The following is a 20,533-nucleotide window of genomic DNA, read 5'->3' on the forward strand; positions in this document are numbered from 1 at the left end:
GGCGGCGCGCCGGGCCCCGGTGGGCAGCAGGCCCGCCGCGGCGGCCCGCGCCGGGCCGCCGCGCGGTCTGCCGCGGCTACCCATGGGCGCCGTCCGGGGCACCCGGCGCGGGCACGCGCGCGTACGCGGCGGGGCGGGTGATCCGGGACCAGTGGCCGGCGGGCCAGGCGATCCAGTCGGCCCGGCCGACGACGTTGCCGACCGGGATCATGCCGCCGCCCGGCGAGCCCAGGTGGTCGCGGGAGTCGCTGGAGTCGTCGCGGTGGTCGCCGAGCAGGAACAGGGTCCCCTCGGGCACGACGACGTCGAAGGGCACCGCGGAGGGGCGGTCGCCGGGGTGGAGGAACGTCGACTCGTCGACCGACCGGCCGTTCACCTCGATCCTGTCCTCCTTGTCACAGCAGACCACGTGGTCCCCTCCCACGCCCACGACGCGTTTGACGTAGTCGGAGTCCCCGAAGTACCCGGCGCCGTCGAAGACGACGACGTCGCCGCGGCGCGGCCCGGCTCCGAAACGGTACGCCAACTTGTTTACGAGAACGCGGTCGCCGATCCTCAATCCCGGCTCCATGGAACCGCTCGGGATCTGGAACGGCTGGGCCACGAACGCGTTGAGCGCGAGCAGCAGGGCCAGGCAGAGCAGCGCGGACAGGGTGATCCGCCCGCCGGGGAGCCGGTCGGCCAGGCGCGCCGGGAACGACGAACGCGACCGGCCCTGTCGGCCCCGTGCGTCCGGCATCTCATCGGATCCGGCGTCAGGGGGACGGCAGGAGCGGTCGCGCTCCATCGACTGTGCTTCGGTGTCCATCGGGGCGGAATGCTATCCGCCCCGGCCATGAACCCCGGAAGGCGCTCAGTTGTCGCGCTTCTCCTTGATCTTCGCGGCCTTGCCGCGCAGCTCACGGAGGTAGTACAGCTTGGCGCGACGCACGTCACCGCGGGTGACGAGCTCGATCTTCTCCACGATCGGGGTGTGCACCGGGAAGGTGCGCTCGACGCCGACGGAGAAGGAGACCTTGCGGACCGTGAAGGTCTCGCGCACGCCGGAGCCCTGGCGGCGGATCACGACGCCCTTGAACTGCTGCACACGGGAGCGGTTGCCCTCGATGACGCGGACGTGCACGTTGACCGTGTCGCCCGGGCGGAAGGCGGGGATGTCGTCGCGGACCGACGCGGCGTCGACGGTGTCGAGCAGGTGAGACATGTCTCTGCTTTCCTCGCTGATGCCACAGGTCATCAACGGAACTAGGAGTTCTGGGGTGGTGCCGCGCGGATCGGGGCGGGCGTCGTGTCCCCCTGTGGCAGGGGCGCACGCCGGACGGCGCACAGCAGCGGCCTATTCTTCCACGTCGTCGGCCCTGCGCCAAAATCGCCCGTACGGCTCGCCCTCGGGGTCCGGGGCCCAGCCCAGGATGGAGAGCATCTCGCGGTCCTTCTTGTCGAAGGCCCCGGGGGCGCAGCGCGCGACGAGGTCGGGCCGGTGGGCGGTGGTGCGCCGCAGGGCCTCGTCGCGGCGCCAGCGGGCGATCTTCCCGTGGTGGCCGCTGAGCAGCACGTCCGGGATGTCCCGGCCGCGCCACTGGGGCGGCTTGGTGTACACGGGGCCTTCCAGCAGGCTCGCCATGGCGCCGGGGGCGAAGGAGTCGTCGCGGTGCGACTCGGCGTTGCCGAGGACGCCGGGCAGCAGCCGGGCGACCGCCTCGGTGACGACCAGGACGGCCGCCTCGCCGCCGGCCAGCACGTAGTCGCCGATGGAGACCTCGTACACCGGCATCCGGGTGGCGTACTCGTCCATGACCCGGCGGTCGATGCCCTCGTAGCGGGCCGGGGAGAAGACCAGCCAGGGGCGCTCGGAGAGTTCGACGGCGAGGTCCTGGGTGAACGGCCGGCCGCTGGGCGTCGGGACGATCAGCGCGGGGGCGTGCGAGCCGCTCTCGTAGCCGTCGGCGAGGACGGTGTCGAGGGCGTCTCCCCAGGGCCCGGTCTTCATGACCATGCCGGGACCGCCGCCGTAGGGCGTGTCGTCGACGGTGTTGTGGCGGTCGTGGGTCCAGGCGCGCAGGTCGTGCACGTGCACGTCGAGCTGTCCGCGCGCGCGTGCCTTGCCGACCAGGGAGACGTTCAGCGGTTCGAGGTACTCGGGGAAGATCGTGACGACATCGAGGCGCATCAGGACGCGTCCCCGGCCTCGCGCGGCCCGGACTCGGCCGGCCCCTGCCCGTCCCCGGGCTCCCGCTCCGCCCCGTCCCCGGGCTCCCGCTCCGCCTCGCGTGCGGAGGCGATCTCGGCGCGGTCGTCGATCAGGCCCGGCGGCGGGGCGATGACGGCCCGCTGCTCCTCCAGGTCGATCTCGGTGACGATCGACTCGACGAAGGGGATCATCACCTCGCTGCCGTCGGGGCGTTCCACGATGAACAGGTCCTGCGAGGGCAGGTGCGAGATCTCGGTGATCCGCCCGACCGCCGTGCCGTCCTCGGTGACCACGTCGAGGTCCATCAGCTGATGGTCGTAGTACTCGTCCTCGTCCTCGGGCAGTTCCTCCGGGTCCACCTCGGCGATGAGCAGGGTGTTGCGCAGGGCCTCGGCGGCGGTGCGGTCGCCGACGCCCGCGAAGCGCAGCAGGAGGCGGCCGCTGTGGACACGGCCGGTCTCGATGGTCAGCGGGCCCGCGGCGGCGGGTTCGGTGGCGAGTACGGCGCCGGGCGCGAGCCTCAGCTCCGGCTCGTCGGTACGCACCTCGACGGTGACCTCGCCCTTGATGCCATGGGCACGGCCGATCCGTGCGACTACCAGCTGCACGTGTCCAGTTCTCCTGTCTGCTTTCCGCTCATGTTCCGCTCACGTATTCCGCGATGGTGCTCATGCGATTGTCCCGCTGACACGACTCGGGCCGGGGACGGCCGTAAGGCCCTCCCCGGCCCGAGCCGGTTGCGATATGCGTCAGCGGACGTGGTCCACGTCGACGAGGTCGACGCGGACACCGCGGCCGCCGATGGCGCCCACGACGGTGCGCAGCGCACGTGCGGTACGGCCGTTGCGACCGATCACCTTGCCGAGGTCCTCGGGATGCACCCGGACCTCCAGCACGCGTCCGCGACGCAGGTTGCGCGAGGCGACCTGCACATCGTCAGGGTTGTCGACGATGCCCTTCACGAGGTGCTCAAGCGCCTCTTCGAGCATGCTGCTCAGGCCTCGGTCGACTCGGAGGACTCGGCGGCGGCCTCGTCCTTCTTCTCGGCCTTCTTCTTCTGGGTGATCGCCTCACCCTTGCCCTCGTCGTCGCCGCCGAGAGCCTCGAACGACGGACGCGACGCCTTCTCCTGCGGCTGGAGCAGCGGCGCGGGGGCGGGCTCGCCCTTGAACTTCTGCCAGTCGCCGGTCTTCTTCAGGATGGCGAGCACGGGCTCGGTCGGCTGGGCGCCGACGGAGAGCCAGTACGCCACACGGTCGGCGTCGACCTCGATGCGCGAGGGGTTCTGCACCGGGTGGTACAGACCGATCTCCTCGATGGCCCGGCCGTCACGGCGGGTCCGGGAGTCGGCGATGACGATGCGGTAGTGAGGCGAACGGATCTTGCCCAGACGCTTCAGCTTGATCTTGACTGCCACGGGAGTGGGTTCTCCTGGTTTTGACGTGGTTGGGCACGGCGAGACGCCGCGTGGGGTTGCGGTACCCGAGTGCCCGACGGACGCGTCAGCCGGAGGAGAGAGGGGTCCTGTGCGGCTGTCGAGTACAGCTTGCCATTGTGCCACACCCCGACGTACCGATCGGGCGCGGGGCGGATCGCCCGTATGCGGGCAGGGCTGGGCGGCGCCCGGCACGACGGCTCCGCGGCCGGGCCCGCCGCTGCCGGGCCGGCCGGGTCCGTCGCCCCGGCGTGCCGCCTCGTGCGTCCGGCACCCACGAGATGCCGGACGCGGTCAGCCCGCCGCCGCTCCCACCGTCTCCGGGATCCGGAACGGCTTGCCGCACCCGCCGCACACGATCGGCGCCTGGGCGAGGACGGAGGGGACCACCCGTACGTTGCGGCCGCAGTCGCAGACCGCCTTGACCCGCACGCCGCCGCCGGAGGAGCCGTGGCGGGCGGCCGGGCCGCGGAAGGTGCGGCTGGTGTCGGCGGAGGTGGCCGCGGTGTGCGCCTTCAGGGCGCGCTGGAGGCGTTCCATGGTCGGGCGGTAGCGCCGCTTGGCCTCGGGGTTGAGCGTGACCAGGGAGAAGCCGCTGCTGGGGTGCGGTTCGTCGGGGTGGTCCAGGCCCATCTCCTCGGCGATGGCGAGGAACCGGCGGTTGTGGTAGCGGCCGGCGCGGGAGGTGTCGCGCACCCCGCGCGCGGCGGCGATGCCGTGGACTGCTTCGTGCAGCAGTCGCTCGAAGGAGAGTTCGTGCCCGCACGCGGACGACGACTCTCCGATCAGGGATTCCGGCGCGGCCAGATCCGGCAGTTCGGGGTGGTTCCGCTGAATGTCGGCCCACGCCTGCGCCAGTTCCGCTGCGAGAACAGGTGTTGTCTGTGTCGTGCTCACGTAATGACAACGAGCGTAGGTGCCGCCGTGTTCCTATTCCGGGGCATCCCAAATAATTTGCACGTACCCGTCAGTTGCCGCTGATGCGTCCTGACGAGGGCGGGTGCGCTGATCTGCGGAGAAGCCTCGCAGCTCGTATCAAGCTGGTGCGTAGTCCCGCGTACGCCGCGGCGTGTACCGCCCGGGACGCGCGGGGCGCGGGGCGCGGCAAGGGGCGTTTCGGCCGCTTTCGCGCGCGAACGCGTCACTCGCTCGGCGTGCCCGGCGCCCGTGACGTTACCGGGCCCGCTCCCCCGGTCCGGCACCGGCCCGGCCCCGGTCCCACCGGCCCGCCACCGGCCCGTCACCGGCCCACCATCGGGTGGCCCGGCCGGTGTCCGGAAACAGCTCGTCGAGGCTCCGGTTACCGGGATGTGAAATCTCGCCCCGCGCGCCCGAAACCGGCAATCGAGGGGCCCACGACCCCTGGACGCGGTGCGGAGCGGGGAGTTACCTGACATACGGGGAGTGCGAGCGTACGGCACGGGGGCCACGGAACCCGCACAGCGGCAACTCTCGGCGGATTGGGGCGCTTATCCATGACACCTACGCTCGTGCGTCAGCACGTGTCCCCGACGGGGCCCGGCCCCTGGGCGGACCCGCGTGCACGCGCGCGTGACTGGTCCGAGATCCAGGAGCGGATGCTGGTGCCGCTCCACGAGGCCGTGTACGAGCGACTGGAGGTGGGCGCCGGCACCCGGCTGCTGGCCCTGGGCTGCGGGTCCGGGCTGGCCCTGCTGACGGCGGCTGCCAGAGGGGCGGCGGTCACCGGCGCGGGCCCCTCCTGCCCCGAACGGCTCGCTCTCGCGCGCCGCCGCCTGCTGCCCCGGCCGGCAGGCGCGCCCGCGCGGGCGACCGTCCGGATCGTCGACGGGCCGCTCACCGACCTCCTCGGCGAGAAGACCCCGGACGGCGTCCCGGGGCCGCCGTACGACCTGATCACCGCGTTCGACCCGGTCGGGTGCCTGCCCGGCGACGGCGAACAGCTGAGCGAACTGCTGTCCGCGGCGGTGCCGCTCGCCGGGCGCGGGGCGGCCGTCGTGCTGGCCGGCTGGGGACCGCCGGAGCGGTGCGCCACCTCCTCGGTGCTGCGGGCCGTCGGCGGGCCGGAGGCCGCCCGCCCCGCCGCGCGCGACGGACTGGAGGACGTGGCCCGGCGCGCCGGTCTGCGGCCCGCCGGCTCCGGGCGGGTGGCCTGCCCGTTCGGCTACGCCGGTCTCGACAGCGCGGTGCGCGGCATGCTCTCCACCGGGCTGTTCGACGCGGCGGTCGAGGCGGGCGACGCCGGCCAGGTCGCCAAGGAGCTGGCCGAGGCCCTGCACGCCCACCAGCGGCCCGACGGCACGGTGTGGATGCCGAACGTGTTCCGCTACCTGATCGCGCTGACGCCCTGACCGCGCGGACGCCCCGACCGGGTCCCGGGTCGTGGTGGCCGGATCACGCCGGGTGCGCGCCGCGGCCGGGACCGTCCCGGTCGTCCGGACCGTCCCGGTGGTCCCGGCCGCCCCGGTGCTCCCGGCCCTCCTCGCCCCGGCCGTCCGGCTCGGGCACCGGCTCCGCCTCCGCCTCCAGGTCCTTCTTCAGGCGCGTGATCCCGGCCACCCGGTAGGCGTCGGCCTCCTCCAGGGTCTCGTTCTCCAGCAGGGCCGCTGCCAGCGCGTCCAGCTGAGGCCGGTGGTCGCGCAGCTTGTGGCACGCCTCCTCGTAGCACTCGTCGACGATGCGCCGCATCTCGGTGTCGATGGCGTCCAGGGTCTGCGGGGCGGCGGCGAGCCCGTACGCCTGCTGGGCGTCGTTCGGCAGCGCCGAGAGCCGGCCCAGGTGCTCGCTCATGCCCCAGCGGGCCACCATCCCGCGCGCGATGTTGGTGACCTGTTCGAGGTCGCTCTCGGAACCCGTCGTGATCACGTCGTAGACCACGTGTTCGGCCGCCATGCCGCCGAGCGCGCCGATGATCCGGCCGCGCAGGTACTCCTCGGTGTACGCGTACTTGTCGGACTCGGGCGTCGACAGGGTCACGCCGAGCGCCCGCCCGCGCGGCACGATGGTGATCTTGCGGACCGGGTCGGCGCCGGGCTGGAGCATGCCGAGCAGCGCGTGCCCGCTCTCGTGGTACGCGGTGCGCCGGCGCTCCTCCTCCGGCATCACCAGGGCGCGTTCCGCACCGAGCTGGACCTTCTCCAGGGCCTGGGAGAAGTCGGTCTGCGTGACCTCCCGCTGGCGCCGCTTGACCGCGAGCAGCGCGGCCTCGTTGGCGAGGTTGGCCAGTTCGGCGCCGGTCATGCCGGGGGTGGTGCGGGCCACCCGGCCCAGGTCGACGTCGGGGGCGAGCGGGATCTCCCGGGTGTGGATCCGCAGGATCGACTCGCGGCCGCCCCGGTCCGGCGGCGCCACCTGCACCAGCCGGTCGAAGCGGCCCGGCCGGGTCAGCGCCGGGTCCAGGACGTCGGCCCGGTTGGTGGCGGCCAGGACGATCACGCCCTCGGAGCCGGAGAAGCCGTCCATCTCGGTCAGGATCTGGTTCAGCGTCTGCTCGCGCTCGTCGTGGCCGCCCATCGACGCGCCGCCGCCGCGCGCCCGGCCGATGGTGTCGATCTCGTCGATGAAGATGATCGACGGGGCCACCTTGCGGGCCTCCGCGAACAGCTCGCGCACCCGCGAGGCGCCGACGCCGACGATCATCTCGATGAACTCGGACGCTGAGGCGGAGAAGAACGGCACCCCCGCCTCGCCCGCCACGGCCCGCGCCAGCAGCGTCTTGCCGGTGCCCGGCGGCCCCGTGAGCAGCACGCCGCGGGGCATCTTGGCGCCCATGCGGCGGTAGTCGTCGGGATGCTTGAGGAAGTCGACGACGTCGTCCAGCTCGCCCTTGACCTCGTCGATGCCGGCCACGTCGGCGAACGTGGTGCGCTGGGTGCCCGGCTGCAGCTCGACCGGCCGGGGCGGCGCCTTGCGGCCCAGCAGCCCGCCCGCGCCGCCGAGGCCCGCGCCGATCCGCCGGGCGAAGAAGACCCACAGCACCGCGAGGACCGCGATCGGCGCGAGCGACAGCAGCAGGTTGGACAGCAGTCCGCGCTCCTGCACGACCGGCTGCGCGGTCACCGTGACGCCGTGGCCGCTCAGACTCTGCCAGAGCCGGTCGTCCGCGAACGACGGCCGCTGGGTGCGGAACTTCGTGTACGTGCCGTGGCCGCCGGGCTTGGTCCGCGCCGTCTTCAGCTGGCCCTGGATGGCGTCGCCCTTGGCGTAGATCTTGCCGACGTTGCCCGTGTCGACCTGCCGGCTGAACTCGGTGTACGAGATCGTCGGCTCGCCGCCGCCGCTGTAGTAGCTCAGCCCGCCGTAGGCCAGCAGGAAGACGATCACCGCGGTGACCAGCAGACCCCACCATCTGCCGCGCATCCGGCGACCGCCGGGCCGCTTCGGCGGCTGGTCCGGCGTGCCCTCGGTGCGCCACGGCTGGTCCGGTGCCTTGCGTGGTGGCGCGGCGTTGCTCATATCTGGACGTTACGGCAGATAGCCGACCCTGGCACGCGCTGAGGGCGCCCCTTCCCCATGGAAGGGACGCCCTCGACGCCGTGACCGCGGGGGAACCGCTAGCCCATGAACTTCTTGAACTCGTCGGGCAGCTCGAAGTCCTCGGCGCCCTGCTGCGGCAGTCCGAGGGCGCCGCCGCCCTGGGCCGCGGCGGCGCGGCGCGCGGCCTCCTCCTGCTCCTGCTGCTTGCGCTTCATCGGGTTGCCCGAGCGCTGCTTGCCCTTGGCCTTCTTCGGCTGCTTCTTGGCGCGGCCGGGGCCGCCGCCCATGCCCGGGATCCCCGGCATGCCGGGCATGCCGCCGCCCTGGGCCATCCGGGACATCATCTTGCGGGCCTCGAAGAACCGCTCGACCAGGTTCTTGACGGCGCTGACCTCGACACCGGAGCCCTTGGCGATACGGGCCCGGCGGGAGCCGTTGATGATCGTCGGGTCCTGGCGCTCGCCGGGGGTCATCGACTTGATGATCGCGGCGGTGCGGTCGACGTCGCGCTCGTCGATGTTGTTGATCTGGTCCTTGATCTGCCCCATGCCGGGCAGCATCCCGAGCAGCTTGCTGATGCTGCCCATCTTCCTGACCTGCTCCATCTGGGACAGGAAGTCGTCCAGGGTGAAGTCCTGGCCCTTCTTCGACGCCAGCTTGGAGGCCATCTTCTCGGCCTCTTCCTGACTGAACGTCTTCTCCGCCTGCTCGATCAGGGTGAGCAGGTCGCCCATGTCGAGGATGCGGGAGGCCATCCGGTCCGGGTGGAAGGCGTCGAACTCGTCGAGCTTCTCCCCGTTGGACGCGAACATGATCGGCTTGCCGGTGATCTGCCGGATCGACAGGGCCGCGCCGCCGCGGGCGTCGCCGTCGAGCTTGGAGAGCACCACGCCGTCGAAGCCGACGCCGTCGCGGAAGGCCTCCGCGGTGTTGACCGCGTCCTGGCCGATCATCGCGTCGACGACGAAGAGGATCTCGTCGGGGCCGACCGCGTCCCGGATGTCCGCGGCCTGCCGCATCATCTCCTGGTCGATGCCCAGGCGGCCGGCGGTGTCCACGATCACGATGTCGTGGACCTTGGACTTGGCGAACTCGATGGAGTCCTTGGCGACCTTGACCGGGTCGCCCACGCCGTTGCCCGGCTCGGGGGCGTAGACGGCCACGCCGGCGCGCTCGGCGACGACGCTGAGCTGGTTGACGGCGTTGGGGCGCTGGAGGTCGCAGGCGACCAGCAGCGGGGAGTGGCCCTGCTCCTTGAGCCAGCGGCCCAGCTTGCCCGCCAGTGTGGTCTTGCCGGCGCCCTGGAGGCCGGCCAGCATGATCACGGTGGGCGGCTGCTTGGCGAAGCGCAGCCGGCGGGTCTCGCCGCCCAGGATGGTCACCAGCTCGTCGTTGACGATCTTGAGGACCTGCTGGGCGGGGTTCAGGGCCTTGGAGACCTCGGCCCCGAGGGCGCGCTCCTTGACGTTCTTGATGAACGTGCGGACGACCGGGAGGGCCACGTCCGCTTCGAGGAGGGCGATGCGGATCTCGCGAGCCGTGGCGTCGATGTCCGCCTCGGTCAGCCGCCCCTTGCCACGCAGGCTCTTGAAAGTCGCTGAGAGGCGATCGGAGAGAGTATCGAACACGGCGGCGTCGGTCCTCGGGGTAGGGGTCGTCTTGGGCTGCCCTCCAGGGTATCCGCCCCCGCAAGCGATTCGTTCCCGCCCGTCTCCGACGGAAGGGAACGAACCTCCGAAAGCGGGTCACCCCCGCAGCGTCTCCTCCAGCCGCCGGGCCACCGAGGCGGCCTCCTCGTCCGGGAGCGGGGTGCCGTCCAGGGCGGTGACGTAGAAGGCGTCCACCGCGTTGGCGCCCAGCGTGGAGACGTGCGCGCTGCGCACCCGTACCTTCGCGTCCTCCAGGGACTGGCCGAGGCGGAACAGCAGGCCGGGCGCGTCCTGGGCGCGGACCTCGATGACGGTGGCGTGCCGGGAGGCGGCCGGGGCGACCGTCACCCGCGGCGGGGGCGGCGGCACGCCGCGGCGGCGCGGATAGGCGGCGTCGCGCTCGGCGAGCCGGCCGGCGACGTCCAGGCTGCCGTCCAGCGCCCGGACCAGGTCGGCGCGGAGCCGGGCGGCCTGCGGCAGCGAGCCGTACTCGGCGGCGACGCGCCAGTTCAGCAGCAGGACGGTGGAGTCGTCGACGCCGTCGGGCAGTTCCAGGGAGCGCAGTTCGGCCGTGCGGACGGTCAGCCGGTGCACGGCGAGGACGCCGGCCACCGCGGGCAGCACTCCGGGCTGGTCGGGGACGGCGAGGAGCAGTTCGACGCCGAGGGGCTCGGGCTCGCGCGCGGGGTCCGCGGGGTTCCCGTCCTCGTCCGGGGCTCCGGCCTGGGGGCGCAGGGTGAGGACCGGGCCGCCGGTGCGGAATGCCTCGACGGCGAGCCGTTCCTGTTCGGCGGTGGGCGCGGCGGCCGGTTCCGGGGTCTCGGGCTCCTCGCCCGCGAGGAGGGCGGCGACCCGGCGGACCAGGTCGGCGACGAGGGAGGCGCGCCAGGAGGACCAGGCGGCCGGGCCGGTGGCCAGGGCGTCGGCCTCGGTCAGGGCGTGCAGCAGTTCCAGGGTGCCCTGGGCGCCGACCGTCTCGGCGACGGCGCGGACGGTGGCGGGGTCGTCCAGGTCGCGGCGGGTGGCGGTCTCCACGAGGAGCAGGTGGTGGCGGACGAGGGTGGCGAGCACGGCCGCGTCGGCGTGGTCGAAGCCGATCCGCCCGGCCACGTCGCGGGCGATGGTCTCGCCGGCCACGGAGTGGTCGCCGGGCCAGCCCTTGCCGATGTCGTGCAGCAGCGCGGCGGCGAGCAGCAGGTCGGGGCGGTGGACGCGGCGGGTGAAGCCGGCGGCGCGCACCGCCGTCTCGATCAGATGGCGGTCGACGGTCCAGACGTGGACGGCGTTGCGCTGCGGGCGGCAGCGCACCCGCTCCCAGTCGGGCAGCAGCCTGCTGATCACGCCCTCCGCCTCCAGGGCCTCCCAGACCTGGACGGTGGGGCGGCCGGAGCCGAGCAGGGTGACGAGCTGTTCGCGGGCCTCGGCCGGCCAGGGCGTGGGCAGCGGGCGCGCGGCGGCGGCCAGGCGCCGTACGGCGTGCAGGGAGAGCGGCAGTCCGGCCTGGGCGGCGGCGGCAGCGGCGCGCAGCGGGAGGACCGGGTCGCGTTCGGGGCGTGCGGTGCGGGCGAGGACGGCCTCGCCGTCCTGTTCCACGACGCCTTCGGCGAGCGGGGTCCGCTCGGCGGCGCTGGTCCTCCCGCCGCCGAGCAGGGCGCGCAGCCTGGGCCGCACGGCGCGCGCGGCCAGGACGCGGCCCACTTCGCGCCAGGTGACGTCGGCGGCGTAGGAGATGACGCGGGCGGCCTCGTAGACCTGGCGCAGCAGGGTGTCGGCGTCCAGGAGGCCGAGGTGTTCGGCCACCTGGTCCTGTTCCTGGAGGGCGAGCCGGTCGGTGGCGCGGCCGGTGGTCAGGTGGAGGGCGTCGCGTACGTCGAGCAGCCGGCGGCGGGCGGCGGCGAGGCCCTCGCGGGGGGCGTCGGCGAGCCAGGAGGCGGCGACGGCGCGCAGGGCGGTGGCGTCGCGCAGGCCGCCGCGGGCCTCCTTGAGGTCGGGTTCCAGCAGGTACTGGAGTTCGCCCTGGCGTTCGGCGCGCCGCGCGCACAGTTCCCGCAGTTCGGGCAGGCGTTTGGGGGCCTGGTTGCGCCAGTCGGCGAGGATCTGGGTGCGCAGCGCGGTGGTCAGGCCGCGGTCGCCGGCCAGGTGCCGGGCGTCCAGCAGGCCGAGCTGGACCTTGAGGTCGTCGGCGGCCGTCCTGCGGGCCTCGGCCGGGGTGCGGACGGAGTGGTCGAGGGCGAGCCCGAGATCCCACACGGGGTACCAGAGGCGGTCGGCGAGGGCGGCGACCGCTTCGGGGGCGGTGCCGTCGTGCAGCAGGAGCAGGTCGAGGTCGCTGCGCGGGGAGAGTTCGCCGCGACCGTAGCCGCCGACGGCGATCAGGGACACCCCGGGCAGGCCCTGGGCGGCCGCGGCGTGCAGGCCGGCCAGCCAGTCGTCGGTGAGGGCGGCGAGGGCGGCACGGCGCGGCGGCCCGGACCGCGCCTCCTCGGTGAGGAGGCGCAGCCGGGCCGCCGCGTAGCCGCTGGGTCCCGAGTCCTCTGCTTCGTTGCGCGTGTCGGTGTCCGTCACCCGGCGACTCCTGTCCTCGTGGCGCTCAGAGCGCGTCCGGGCCGCGTTCGCCGGTGCGCACCCGTACGGCCGTCTCGACCGGCAGGGACCAGACCTTGCCGTCTCCGATCTTGCCCGTCCGGGCCGCCTTGACGACGACTTCGATGAGCTGTTCGGCGTCGTCGTCCTCGGCCAGCACCTCGATGCGGATCTTGGGCACCAGGTCGACGGTGTACTCGGCGCCGCGGTAGACCTCGGTGTGGCCGCGCTGGCGGCCGTAGCCGCTGGCCTCGGTGACGGTGAGGCCGTGGACGCCGAAGGTCTGGAGGGCCTCCTTGATCTCGTCGAGCCGGTGCGGCTTGACGACGGCGGTGATGAGCTTCATGCGTCCACCTTCTTGCTCGGCTTGCTCTGCGTCGCGCCGCCCTGGGAGGCGGCGGTGGGCCCGGCGGAGATGACGCCGCCGCCGGCGCCGGTGAAGTCGTACGCGGTCTCGGCGTGCTCGGCGCGGTCGATGCCGGAGATCTCGTCGTCCTCGGGGACGCGCATCCCGATGGTCTTGTCGATCAGGAGGGCGAGGACGGCGGAGGCGATCAGCGAGTAGGCGAGGACCGCGAAGACGCCGGCGCACTGCTTCCAGAACTGGTCCAGGCCGCCGCCGTAGAAGAGGCCCTTGACGTCGGACTGGCCGGCGCCGCTGGCGAACAGGCCGATCAGCAGGGAGCCGATGACGCCGCCGACCATGTGGACGCCGACGACGTCCAGGGAGTCGTCGTAGCCGAACCGGTACTTCAGGCCGACCGCCATGGCGCACAGGACGCCGGCGATGACGCCGACCGCGATCGCGCCGAGCGGGGAGACCGCGCCGCCGGAGGGGGTGATGGCGACCAGGCCCGCGACCGCGCCGGAGGCGGCGCCCAGGGTGGTGCACGCGCCGTGCCGGATCTTCTCGTAGCCGAGCCAGGCGAGCATGGCGGCGGCGGTGGCGACCTGGGTGTTGACGAACATCAGCGGACCGACGCCGTCGTCGTTGCCGAGCCAGGAGCCGGCGTTGAAGCCGAACCAGCCGAACCACAGCAGTCCGGAGCCGAGCATGACCAGCGGGAGGCTGTGCGGGCGCATCGGGTCCTTGCGGAAGCCGACGCGCTTGCCGATGACGAGGATCACGCCGAGCGCCGCCGCACCGGCGTTGATGTGCACGGCGGTGCCGCCGGCGAAGTCGATCACGCCGAGGTCGAAGGCCCAGCCGCCGGTGCCCCAGACCCAGTGGGCGACCGGGAAGTACACGATCGTGGCCCACAGCACCGTGAACAGCGACCAGGCGGTGAACTTCACCCGGTCGGCCAGGGCGCCGCTGATCAGGGCGGGTGTGATGATCGCGAACATCAGCTGGAAGACGGCGAAGACGAAGACCGGGATGGTGTAGCCGGGCCACAGGTCCGTCTTGCCGATCCCGCCGAAGCCGACGTAGTCGGAGCTCCAGCCGACGAGTGAGCCGTGGTCGGTGCCGAAGGCCATGGAGAAGCCGTAGAGGACCCAGAGGATGGTGATGATCCCGAGGCTGATGAAGCTCATCATCAGCATGTTGAGGGTGCTCTTGACGCGGACCATGCCTCCGTAGAAGAAGGCCAGACCCGGGGTCATCAGCATCACCAGGGCGGAACAGATGAGCATGAAGCCTGTGTTGGCGGACGACAGCTTGGGTGCGTCCGCCGCAAGCATGATGGCTGGTGCCATCGGCGTCTCCTCGTCTTGGGTACGGCCCCGTGCGGGCGAAGCCTTGCGCGGTCCGGGAAGCGATTCCCGGCCAGGAGGGGTGGGCCGGTTATGCGCCATGAGATTGGCGCAGCGCGGTTTCGGTGGGCGCCCCCCGTTGTTTCGCGGGGGTGACGAAGGAGCCTGCCGTGTTACGCGTCGGTGAATCGCGGGTGTGGGCCGGTGCACGGGCGGGTGCGGGCCGGCCGGGGCACCGGGCCACGGGGCGGAGGAGACGAAACCGGCCGCGGCGGCCTTCCGATGACCTGGCGGGGGAGCCGAGTCGGGCAGTTCGGGAGGGCCGGCCGCGGCCGGGGTTCTCGGGGTGGCACCGGCGTCTCAGCCGGTTTCGGCGGTCTCCGGTAACTCGGCGGCGAGCTGCTCGGTGAGGTCGATGACCTCGCTGAGGTCGCCGAAGTCGCGTACGGCGTTGTCGACGGTCTTGCGGATGCGGGTGTTCACGCGCTCGGAGCGGACCTTCTTGGCCACCTTCATGGCCTGGGTGACGTACTCGGTGCTGTGCTCGGGCTCGCGCTGGAGCAGGTGGACGGTGGCCATGCCGATGAGGTTGAGCGCGTAGGAGCGCTGGTGCTCGGCGTCCTCGGCGAACAGCCGCACGGCCCGCTCCATCAGGGGCTGGGCCAGGGAGGCATAGGCGGGGCTGCGGCCGGCGACGTAGGCGAGGTCGCGGAAGGAGTGGCTGTTCTCGCCGTGCAGCTCGGCCTCGGAAAAGAAGCGGATCCAGTCGGGGTCGGGCTCGTCCCATTCCTCGGCGTCGGCGAAGGAGTCCTCGGCCATCCGGACCGCGCGCTTGCAGCGGCCGGGCTGCCCCATGTTGGCGTAGGCGCGGGCCTCCATCGCATACAGCATCGACTGGGTGCGCGGGCCGGCGCAGTCGCGGCTGCCGTACTGGGCGAGGTGGATGAGTTCCAGCGCGTCGTCGGGGCGGCCGAGGTGGATCATCTGCCGGCTCATGCTGGACAGCACGTAGGAGCCGAGCGGCTTGTCGCCGGCCTCCTTGGCGGCGTGCAGGGCGAGTACGAAGTACTTCTGCGCGGTGGGCTGGAGTCCGACGTCGTAGCTCATCCAGCCGGCCAGTTCGGCCAGTTCGGCGGCGACCTTGAACAGGCGCCGGGTGGTGGCCTCGGGCTGGGGCTCCTGGAGGAGGTCGGTGACCTCGTGCAGCTGGCCGACGACCGCCTTGCGGCGCAGGCCGCCGCCGCACTGGGCGTCCCACTGCCGGAACATCTTCGTGGTGGTCTCCAGCAGCTCCAGTTCGGGGCGGGAGAGCCGGCCGGGGCGGCGGGAGGCGGCGGCCGGTTCCGGCTCGCGCGCCGGGGCCGGGGGCGTGGGCACGAGCCAGCGCTGCAGCGGCTCGATCAGGGACGGGCCGGCGGAGAGCGCCAGCGAGGTGCCGAGGAAGCCGCGCCGGGCCAGCATCAGGTCGCTGCGGGAGAACTCGCTGAGCAGCGCCACGGTCTGCGGGCCGGTCCAGGGCAGGTCGACGCCGGTCACGGAGGGTGCCTGGCGGGCGGTGCGCAGGCCCAGGTCCTCCACCGAGACCACGCAGCCGAAGCGCTCGGAGAACAGCTCGGACAGGATCCTCGGGATGGGCTCGCGCGGGTTCTCGCCGTCCAGCCAGCGGCGCACGCGGGAAGTGTCGGTGGAGATGTGGTGGGCGCCCAGCTGCCGGGCCCGGCGGTTGACCTGGCGGGCCAGCTCGCCCTTGGACCAGCCGCTGCGGACGAACCACGAGGAGAGCAGTTCGTTCGGTCGCTTGTCCCCGCTCGCAGTGTTCGTCCCGCCACCGCCGTTGCCGCTCACTGGAACGCCCCCATTCCTGAGACCACTTGTCACCGAGTGCGCCAAGCCCTATCAGAATGCCGGTCGGCTCCGCTGTCCGTCCGTCGCTTCTCAGCCGTCGAACGGGAAGGCGACTTGCCTCCGGCATACCCACGAGTGCATGGACCCCCGGGACTCGTGCACTCACAGTAATCCCACGATCACCGTGATGACCATGGCGGTCCAGGAAACGCCACCATTCGCCACCCCTTCGAATGAACTCTCGGCGGCCACGACGCGATTCACTTGACATCACACGTCCACGACGGGGTGGAACGGTGCACGGGACGGCGCGCGTCGACGACCGCACCACCCCGCATGCCCCTGAGCGCCGTCTGAACGCCGCGAGGCCGGGGATGGGACAGGGAGACGGAGAGTCACCGACCGCATCCGCCGCGTAACCATCGGGGCGGCGGACCCGTTGGAGGGGGCATGGGGTTCACCATCGGCGGCATGCGCGAGATCCGTTCCGGCACGCGACGCCGCGGCCGGCCGTACCGCTCGTCGGAGTGCACGGCGGTGGCCGAGTACACGGGGCTGTGGGGCTGGGACGTGGCGCCCGGCGCGCGGGCCGTCGGCCGCGCCTGCTCGTGCGGCCGCTCTAACTGTCCGGCGCCCGGCGCGCACCCGCTGGAGTTCGCCCCCGTCGTCCCGGCCGGCTCCACGCTGGACGAGGTCGCCGCGGCGTGGGCCGAGGTGCCGGGGGCCGCGGTGATGCTGGCGGTCGGGCGGGCGTTCGACGCGATCGAGGTGGCCGAGCCGACCGGGCGGTGCGCGCTGGCCCGGATGGAGCGCATGGGCCTGCCGCTCGGCCCGGTGACCGTCTCCCCCGACGGCCGCGCCCACTTCTTCGTCGCCCCCGGGGCCGCCGCCGAGCTGCCCGGGCTGCTCTACCGGATGGGCTGGGACGACCCGGCCGCACTCGACCTGCGCGGTCTCGGCCCGGGTGCGCACCTGACGGCCCCGCCCTCCGACCGGGGCGGCCGCGGCCCGGTCCGCTGGCTCAGGCCGCCCGCCCTGGACACCGCCAACCCGCCGGAGGCCCGGCTGCTGCTGGGCACCCTGGCGTACGTGGCGCACCGCTCACGGGCGTAGCCCGCGCGTCCCGCACCCGGCCCGCTCATACGACAGCGCCCGTCCCCCGTGGTTCCGGGGACGGGCGCTGTCGTACGCGATGACGGCCGGTCAGTCGCCGATGAGGGCGTCAACGAACGCCTCCGGCTCGAACGGCGCGAGGTCGTCCGCGCCCTCGCCGAGCCCGATCAGCTTCACCGGGACGCCCAGCTCGCGCTGGACCGCGACCACGATGCCGCCCTTGGCGGTGCCGTCCAGCTTGGTCAGCACGATGCCGCTGATGTCCACGACCTCGGCGAAGACCCGCGCCTGGACCAGGCCGTTCTGCCCCGTGGTGGCGTCCAGGACGAGCAGCACCTCGTCCAGCGGGGCGTGCTTCTCGACCACCCGCTTGACCTTGCCCAGCTCGTCCATCAGACCGGTCTTGGTGTGCAGGCGGCCGGCGGTGTCGATGAGCACCACGTCGACGCCCATCTCCTTGCCCTCTTTCACCGCGTCGAAGGCGACGGAGGCGGGGTCGCCGGCCTCCGGGCCGCGCACGGTGTGGGCGCCGACCCGCTCGCCCCAGGTCTGGAGCTGGTCGGCGGCGGCGGCGCGGAAGGTGTCGGCGGCGCCGAGGACGACGGTGCGCCCGTCGGCCACCAGGACGCGGGCGAGCTTGCCGGTGGTGGTGGTCTTGCCGGTGCCGTTGACGCCGACGACCATCACGATGCCCGGCTTGCGGCCGTCCGGCTCGGTGCGCACGGTGCGGTCGACGTCGGTGCCGACCAGCGTGAGCAGCTCCTCGCGCAGCAGGGTGCGCAGTTCGGCCGGGGTGCGGGTGCCCAGGACGCGGACCCGTTCGCGCAGCCGCTCGACCAGTTCCTGGGTGGGCTGCACGCCGACGTCGGCGGTCAGCAGGGTGTCCTCGACCTCCTCCCAGGTGTCCTCGTCGAGGTGCTCGCGGGACAGGAGCGTGAGCAGCCCCTTGCCCAGGGCGTTCTGCGACCGGGAGAGGCGGGCGCGCAGCCGGACCAGCCGGCCGGCGGTCGGCTCCGGCACCTCGATCGCGGGCGCCGGGATCTCCTCGACGACGGGCGGCTCCTCCACGACGACGGGAGAAGACGCGTCGGGCAGGTCCACCTCCTCGATCGTCCGCCGCGTTTCCTCGCGCGGCGTCTCGGCCTCTTCGCCGACGTGCGGCTCGGCCGGAGGAGCGGTGATGTCGGGCGGGCTGGGCGGAGGCGGGGGCAGCGGCCTGCGGCGCCGGCTGCCGACGACGAGCCCGCCGAGCGCACCGAGCACCACCACGGCGATGACTACAGCAAGGATGATGGTTTCCATAACGCGTCCAGTATCAGCCATGGGTCCCGGCCGCAGGCGGCTTGTGGCTTCCGCCGGGAGACAAAGGCCACCGAATGCCCTGAGTCGGATCAAAGTACGATGGTGTGGAATGCGTCCGTACGCGTAGAGTCCCGACGTCGCCGCCCTTTTCGCCGGCGGCCCCCTCCCCCCACGAACAAGGCCGGACCCTTCTTCATGAGCAAGACCGCCGAGACCGAAGGCGCGCTCGAAACCCGTGGCATCGAACAGGTGCCCGATCGCGAGCGTACCGCCAGGACCCGTGAGCTGTTCCCCACCTGGGTCGGCGCCAACATCAGCGTGCTGCTGCTCACCATGGGCGCCAGTCTCGTCGTGGCGTACCACCTGAACTTCTGGCAGGCGCTCGTCGTCGCCGTCGCGGCGCCCGCCGTCTCCTACGGCCTGGTCGGGTTCATCGGAATCGCGGGCAAGCGGGGCGGGGCGCCGGGCATGGCGCTGTCCCGCGCGGTCTTCGGGCAGCGCGGCAATCTGCTGCCCGGCGCGCTGATCTGGGTGGCCCGCTGGGGCTGGGAGACGATCAACGCGGTGACCGGCGCGTACGCCGTGCTCACCATCCTGAAGATCTGCTTCGGCGTGCGCGGCAACGGCGTGCTGGACCTGGTGACGCTGCTGGTGTTCGTGATCGCCACCTTCGCGATCTCCGGGCTCGGCATCACCGCCGTGCAGAAGTGCAACAAGTACGCGACCTACCTCTTCGGCCTCTTCTCGGTGCTGGTCCTCGGCTACCTGGTCGTGGACACCGACTGGTCGGCGGTGTTCGGGCACTCCGCCGGGTCCACGGCCTCGGTGATCACCGGCATCGGCATGATCGCGGCGGGCGGCGTGAGCTGGATCCCGACCGCGCCCGACTTCACCCGCTACCTGCCGCGCACCGCCTCCTCCCGGGCGATCGTGGGCCATTCGGTCGGCGGCGCCGGCATCGTCGTGCTGCCGATGGTGCTGATGGGCGCGGTGATGGCGGTCTCCACGCCCGATCTGGCCTCGGCCGCCGACCCGGTCTCCTTCCTCGGCGAGATCCTGCCGACCTGGATCGCGGTGCCGTACCTGCTGATCGCGCTGATCGGCATGCTGCTGATCAACTCGATGTCGATGTACTCGGCGGGCTTCACCGCGCAGACCCTCGGCTTCAAGGTGCCGCGGCACTGGGCGGTCTCGGTCAACGCCGTGATCTCGCTGGCCTTCGGCGGGGTGCTGATGCTGGTGGCGACGAGCTTCATGGGCTCGTTCATCGCCTTCCTGTCGCTGCTCGCGGTCGCCTTCTCCGCCTGGGTCGGCGTCTTCGGCGCGGACATGCTGCGGCGCACCGAGTACGACGGCCGCGCGATGGCCGACACCACGCGCACCAGCGCCTACTGGTACCGGGGCGGCTTCTCGCCGGCCGCGGTGGCGGCGTGGGCGATCGGCCTGGCCGCGGGCCTGATGTTCACCACCTCGGACTGGTTCACCGGCCCGCTCGCCCGGGGCAACGTCATCGGCGAGTACGGCCTCGGCTGGGTCGCCACGATCGTCGTCTCCGGCCTGCTGTACCTCGTGCTGCCCAAGCCGGCCGTGGCGCCGCCGGCCGCGCCGGACGCCGGGGAGCGCGCCGAGGCGCCCGAGGCGCTGACGGTCTGAGCCCCACGCGCGTCCACCCTGTGCCGAAGTCCCCCTCCACCTGACCGGAGGGGGACTTCCGTGTGCGAGGACCGATATCGCGTGGCTCCCGGGCGGCGGTGCGTGCTGGACTGCTGCCATGGCGTTGTCGGTGGAGGTCTTCGTCCGGGAGCCGGACGGGGAGATGCGCATCCTGGACGTGCCGGACGACGTGTACCGCTCCGGCGGTTTCGAATCCTGGCGTACGACGGTGTGGGGATCGGAGTTCGTGCGTTCGCTGGGCGCGCGGTACCTGCCGGTGCTGGCCGAGGACGACCTGGTGGTCGAGGCCGGGGAGGTGCCGGAGCTGCTGCGCGAGGTCGCCCTGCTGCGCGGCCGGCTGGACGAGGTCGCGCTGCGGACCGGGCGGCCGCGGACGGTCGAGGAGCACCGGCACGAGCTCGATATCCGGCTCCGGATCATCGAGGACAGCGCCCGCGAGGCCCTGGTGATCGGCGGCGGCGTCCTCATCTGGTGACCGGCGGCGGCCTGCCGCACCCCCGTGCTCCGGTGACCTGCGGCGGCCCGCCGCGCACAGCGTGCGAAACCGCCGCCCCCGTCCGGTCGTGGACCGGGCGGGGGCGGCGGCGGGAA

Annotated in this window: 18 protein-coding genes; 4 read left to right on the forward strand and 14 right to left on the reverse strand. The window is 72.8% G+C overall.

Annotated features, from left to right (window positions below; genetic code table 11):
- Positions 1–76: 76 nt before the first annotated feature.
- From lepB to ABEB07_RS30105, 7 genes are all read right to left on the reverse strand, one after another.
- Positions 77–808: a signal peptidase I gene (gene lepB, locus ABEB07_RS30075; RefSeq protein ID WP_345671223.1), complete on the reverse strand. Its 732-nt coding sequence runs from the start codon at positions 806–808 to the stop codon at positions 77–79.
- Between the two features lie 45 nt (positions 809–853).
- On the reverse strand, positions 854–1,204 hold the full coding sequence (rplS, locus tag ABEB07_RS30080) for a 50S ribosomal protein L19 (protein ID WP_164589116.1): 351 nt from the start codon (positions 1,202–1,204) through the stop codon (positions 854–856).
- Between the two features lie 132 nt (positions 1,205–1,336).
- Entirely contained in the window at positions 1,337–2,170 is an 834-nt protein-coding gene (gene trmD / locus ABEB07_RS30085) for a tRNA (guanosine(37)-N1)-methyltransferase TrmD (RefSeq protein WP_345671225.1), read from the reverse strand.
- Positions 2,170–2,799, reverse strand: coding sequence for a ribosome maturation factor RimM (gene rimM, locus ABEB07_RS30090; protein WP_345671226.1), 630 nt, complete (start codon positions 2,797–2,799; stop codon positions 2,170–2,172). The genes trmD and rimM overlap by 1 nt, the downstream gene beginning before the upstream one ends.
- 141 nt (positions 2,800–2,940) lie before the next feature.
- Positions 2,941–3,180, reverse strand: a complete 240-nt coding sequence (locus tag ABEB07_RS30095) for an RNA-binding protein (RefSeq protein WP_009190870.1) — start codon at positions 3,178–3,180, stop codon at positions 2,941–2,943.
- 5 nt (positions 3,181–3,185) lie between these two features.
- Positions 3,186–3,608, reverse strand: a complete 423-nt coding sequence (gene rpsP, locus ABEB07_RS30100; RefSeq protein WP_176150673.1) for a 30S ribosomal protein S16 — start codon at positions 3,606–3,608, stop codon at positions 3,186–3,188.
- Between the two features lie 312 nt (positions 3,609–3,920).
- Positions 3,921–4,523, reverse strand: coding sequence for a hypothetical protein (locus tag ABEB07_RS30105; protein WP_176150672.1), 603 nt, complete (start codon positions 4,521–4,523; stop codon positions 3,921–3,923).
- 578 nt (positions 4,524–5,101) lie between these two features.
- Here ABEB07_RS30105 and ABEB07_RS30110 point away from each other — a divergent pair.
- Positions 5,102–5,956, forward strand: coding sequence for a class I SAM-dependent methyltransferase (locus ABEB07_RS30110; RefSeq protein WP_345671227.1), 855 nt, complete (start codon positions 5,102–5,104; stop codon positions 5,954–5,956).
- A 43-nt stretch (positions 5,957–5,999) separates the two neighbouring features.
- On the opposite strand, the gene ftsH is transcribed toward ABEB07_RS30110, so the two are convergent.
- The 6 genes from ftsH to nsdA form a co-directional block, all read right to left on the reverse strand.
- On the reverse strand, positions 6,000–8,060 hold the full coding sequence (gene ftsH / locus ABEB07_RS30115; protein WP_345671228.1) for an ATP-dependent zinc metalloprotease FtsH: 2,061 nt from the start codon (positions 8,058–8,060) through the stop codon (positions 6,000–6,002).
- 98 nt (positions 8,061–8,158) lie between these two features.
- Positions 8,159–9,709, reverse strand: coding sequence for a signal recognition particle protein (gene ffh / locus ABEB07_RS30120; protein WP_345671230.1), 1,551 nt, complete (start codon positions 9,707–9,709; stop codon positions 8,159–8,161).
- A 117-nt stretch (positions 9,710–9,826) separates the two neighbouring features.
- Positions 9,827–12,295 (reverse strand): [protein-PII] uridylyltransferase, encoded by a 2,469-nt coding sequence (locus tag ABEB07_RS30125; protein ID WP_345671231.1) that lies wholly within the window; start codon positions 12,293–12,295, stop codon positions 9,827–9,829.
- Positions 12,296–12,320: 25 nt separating this feature from the next.
- Entirely contained in the window at positions 12,321–12,659 is a 339-nt protein-coding gene (locus ABEB07_RS30130; protein ID WP_164581697.1) for a P-II family nitrogen regulator, read from the reverse strand.
- The gene (locus ABEB07_RS30135) at positions 12,656–14,011 is read right to left on the reverse strand and encodes an ammonium transporter (protein WP_345671232.1); all 1,356 of its coding nucleotides are present in this window, start codon (positions 14,009–14,011) and stop codon (positions 12,656–12,658) included. The genes ABEB07_RS30130 and ABEB07_RS30135 overlap by 4 nt, the downstream gene beginning before the upstream one ends.
- Before the next feature lie 357 nt (positions 14,012–14,368).
- Complete coding sequence (gene nsdA, locus ABEB07_RS30140; protein WP_345671233.1) at positions 14,369–15,853, reverse strand: transcriptional repressor NsdA; 1,485 nt, start codon at positions 15,851–15,853, stop codon at positions 14,369–14,371.
- 450 nt (positions 15,854–16,303) lie between these two features.
- Here nsdA and ABEB07_RS30145 point away from each other — a divergent pair, with 450 nt between their 5' ends.
- Entirely contained in the window at positions 16,304–16,966 is a 663-nt protein-coding gene (locus ABEB07_RS30145) for a bifunctional DNA primase/polymerase (RefSeq protein ID WP_345671234.1), read from the forward strand.
- A gap of 90 nt (positions 16,967–17,056) precedes the next feature.
- Here the strand turns inward: ABEB07_RS30145 and ftsY are convergent, their stop codons facing one another.
- Entirely contained in the window at positions 17,057–18,268 is a 1,212-nt protein-coding gene (gene ftsY, locus ABEB07_RS30150) for a signal recognition particle-docking protein FtsY (protein ID WP_176150665.1), read from the reverse strand.
- 195 nt (positions 18,269–18,463) lie between these two features.
- Between ftsY and ABEB07_RS30155 the strand changes: the two genes are divergently transcribed.
- Together ABEB07_RS30155 and ABEB07_RS30160 are read left to right on the forward strand one after the other, a co-directional pair.
- Positions 18,464–19,921, forward strand: coding sequence for a cytosine permease (locus ABEB07_RS30155; RefSeq protein ID WP_345671235.1), 1,458 nt, complete (start codon positions 18,464–18,466; stop codon positions 19,919–19,921).
- 118 nt (positions 19,922–20,039) lie between these two features.
- Positions 20,040–20,417: a hypothetical protein gene (locus ABEB07_RS30160; RefSeq protein ID WP_345671236.1), complete on the forward strand. Its 378-nt coding sequence runs from the start codon at positions 20,040–20,042 to the stop codon at positions 20,415–20,417.
- Positions 20,418–20,533: the final 116 nt, after the last annotated feature.

It is taken from the genome of Streptomyces similanensis (assembly GCF_039543625.1).
Lineage (GTDB): Bacteria > Actinomycetota > Actinomycetes > Streptomycetales > Streptomycetaceae > Streptomyces > Streptomyces similanensis.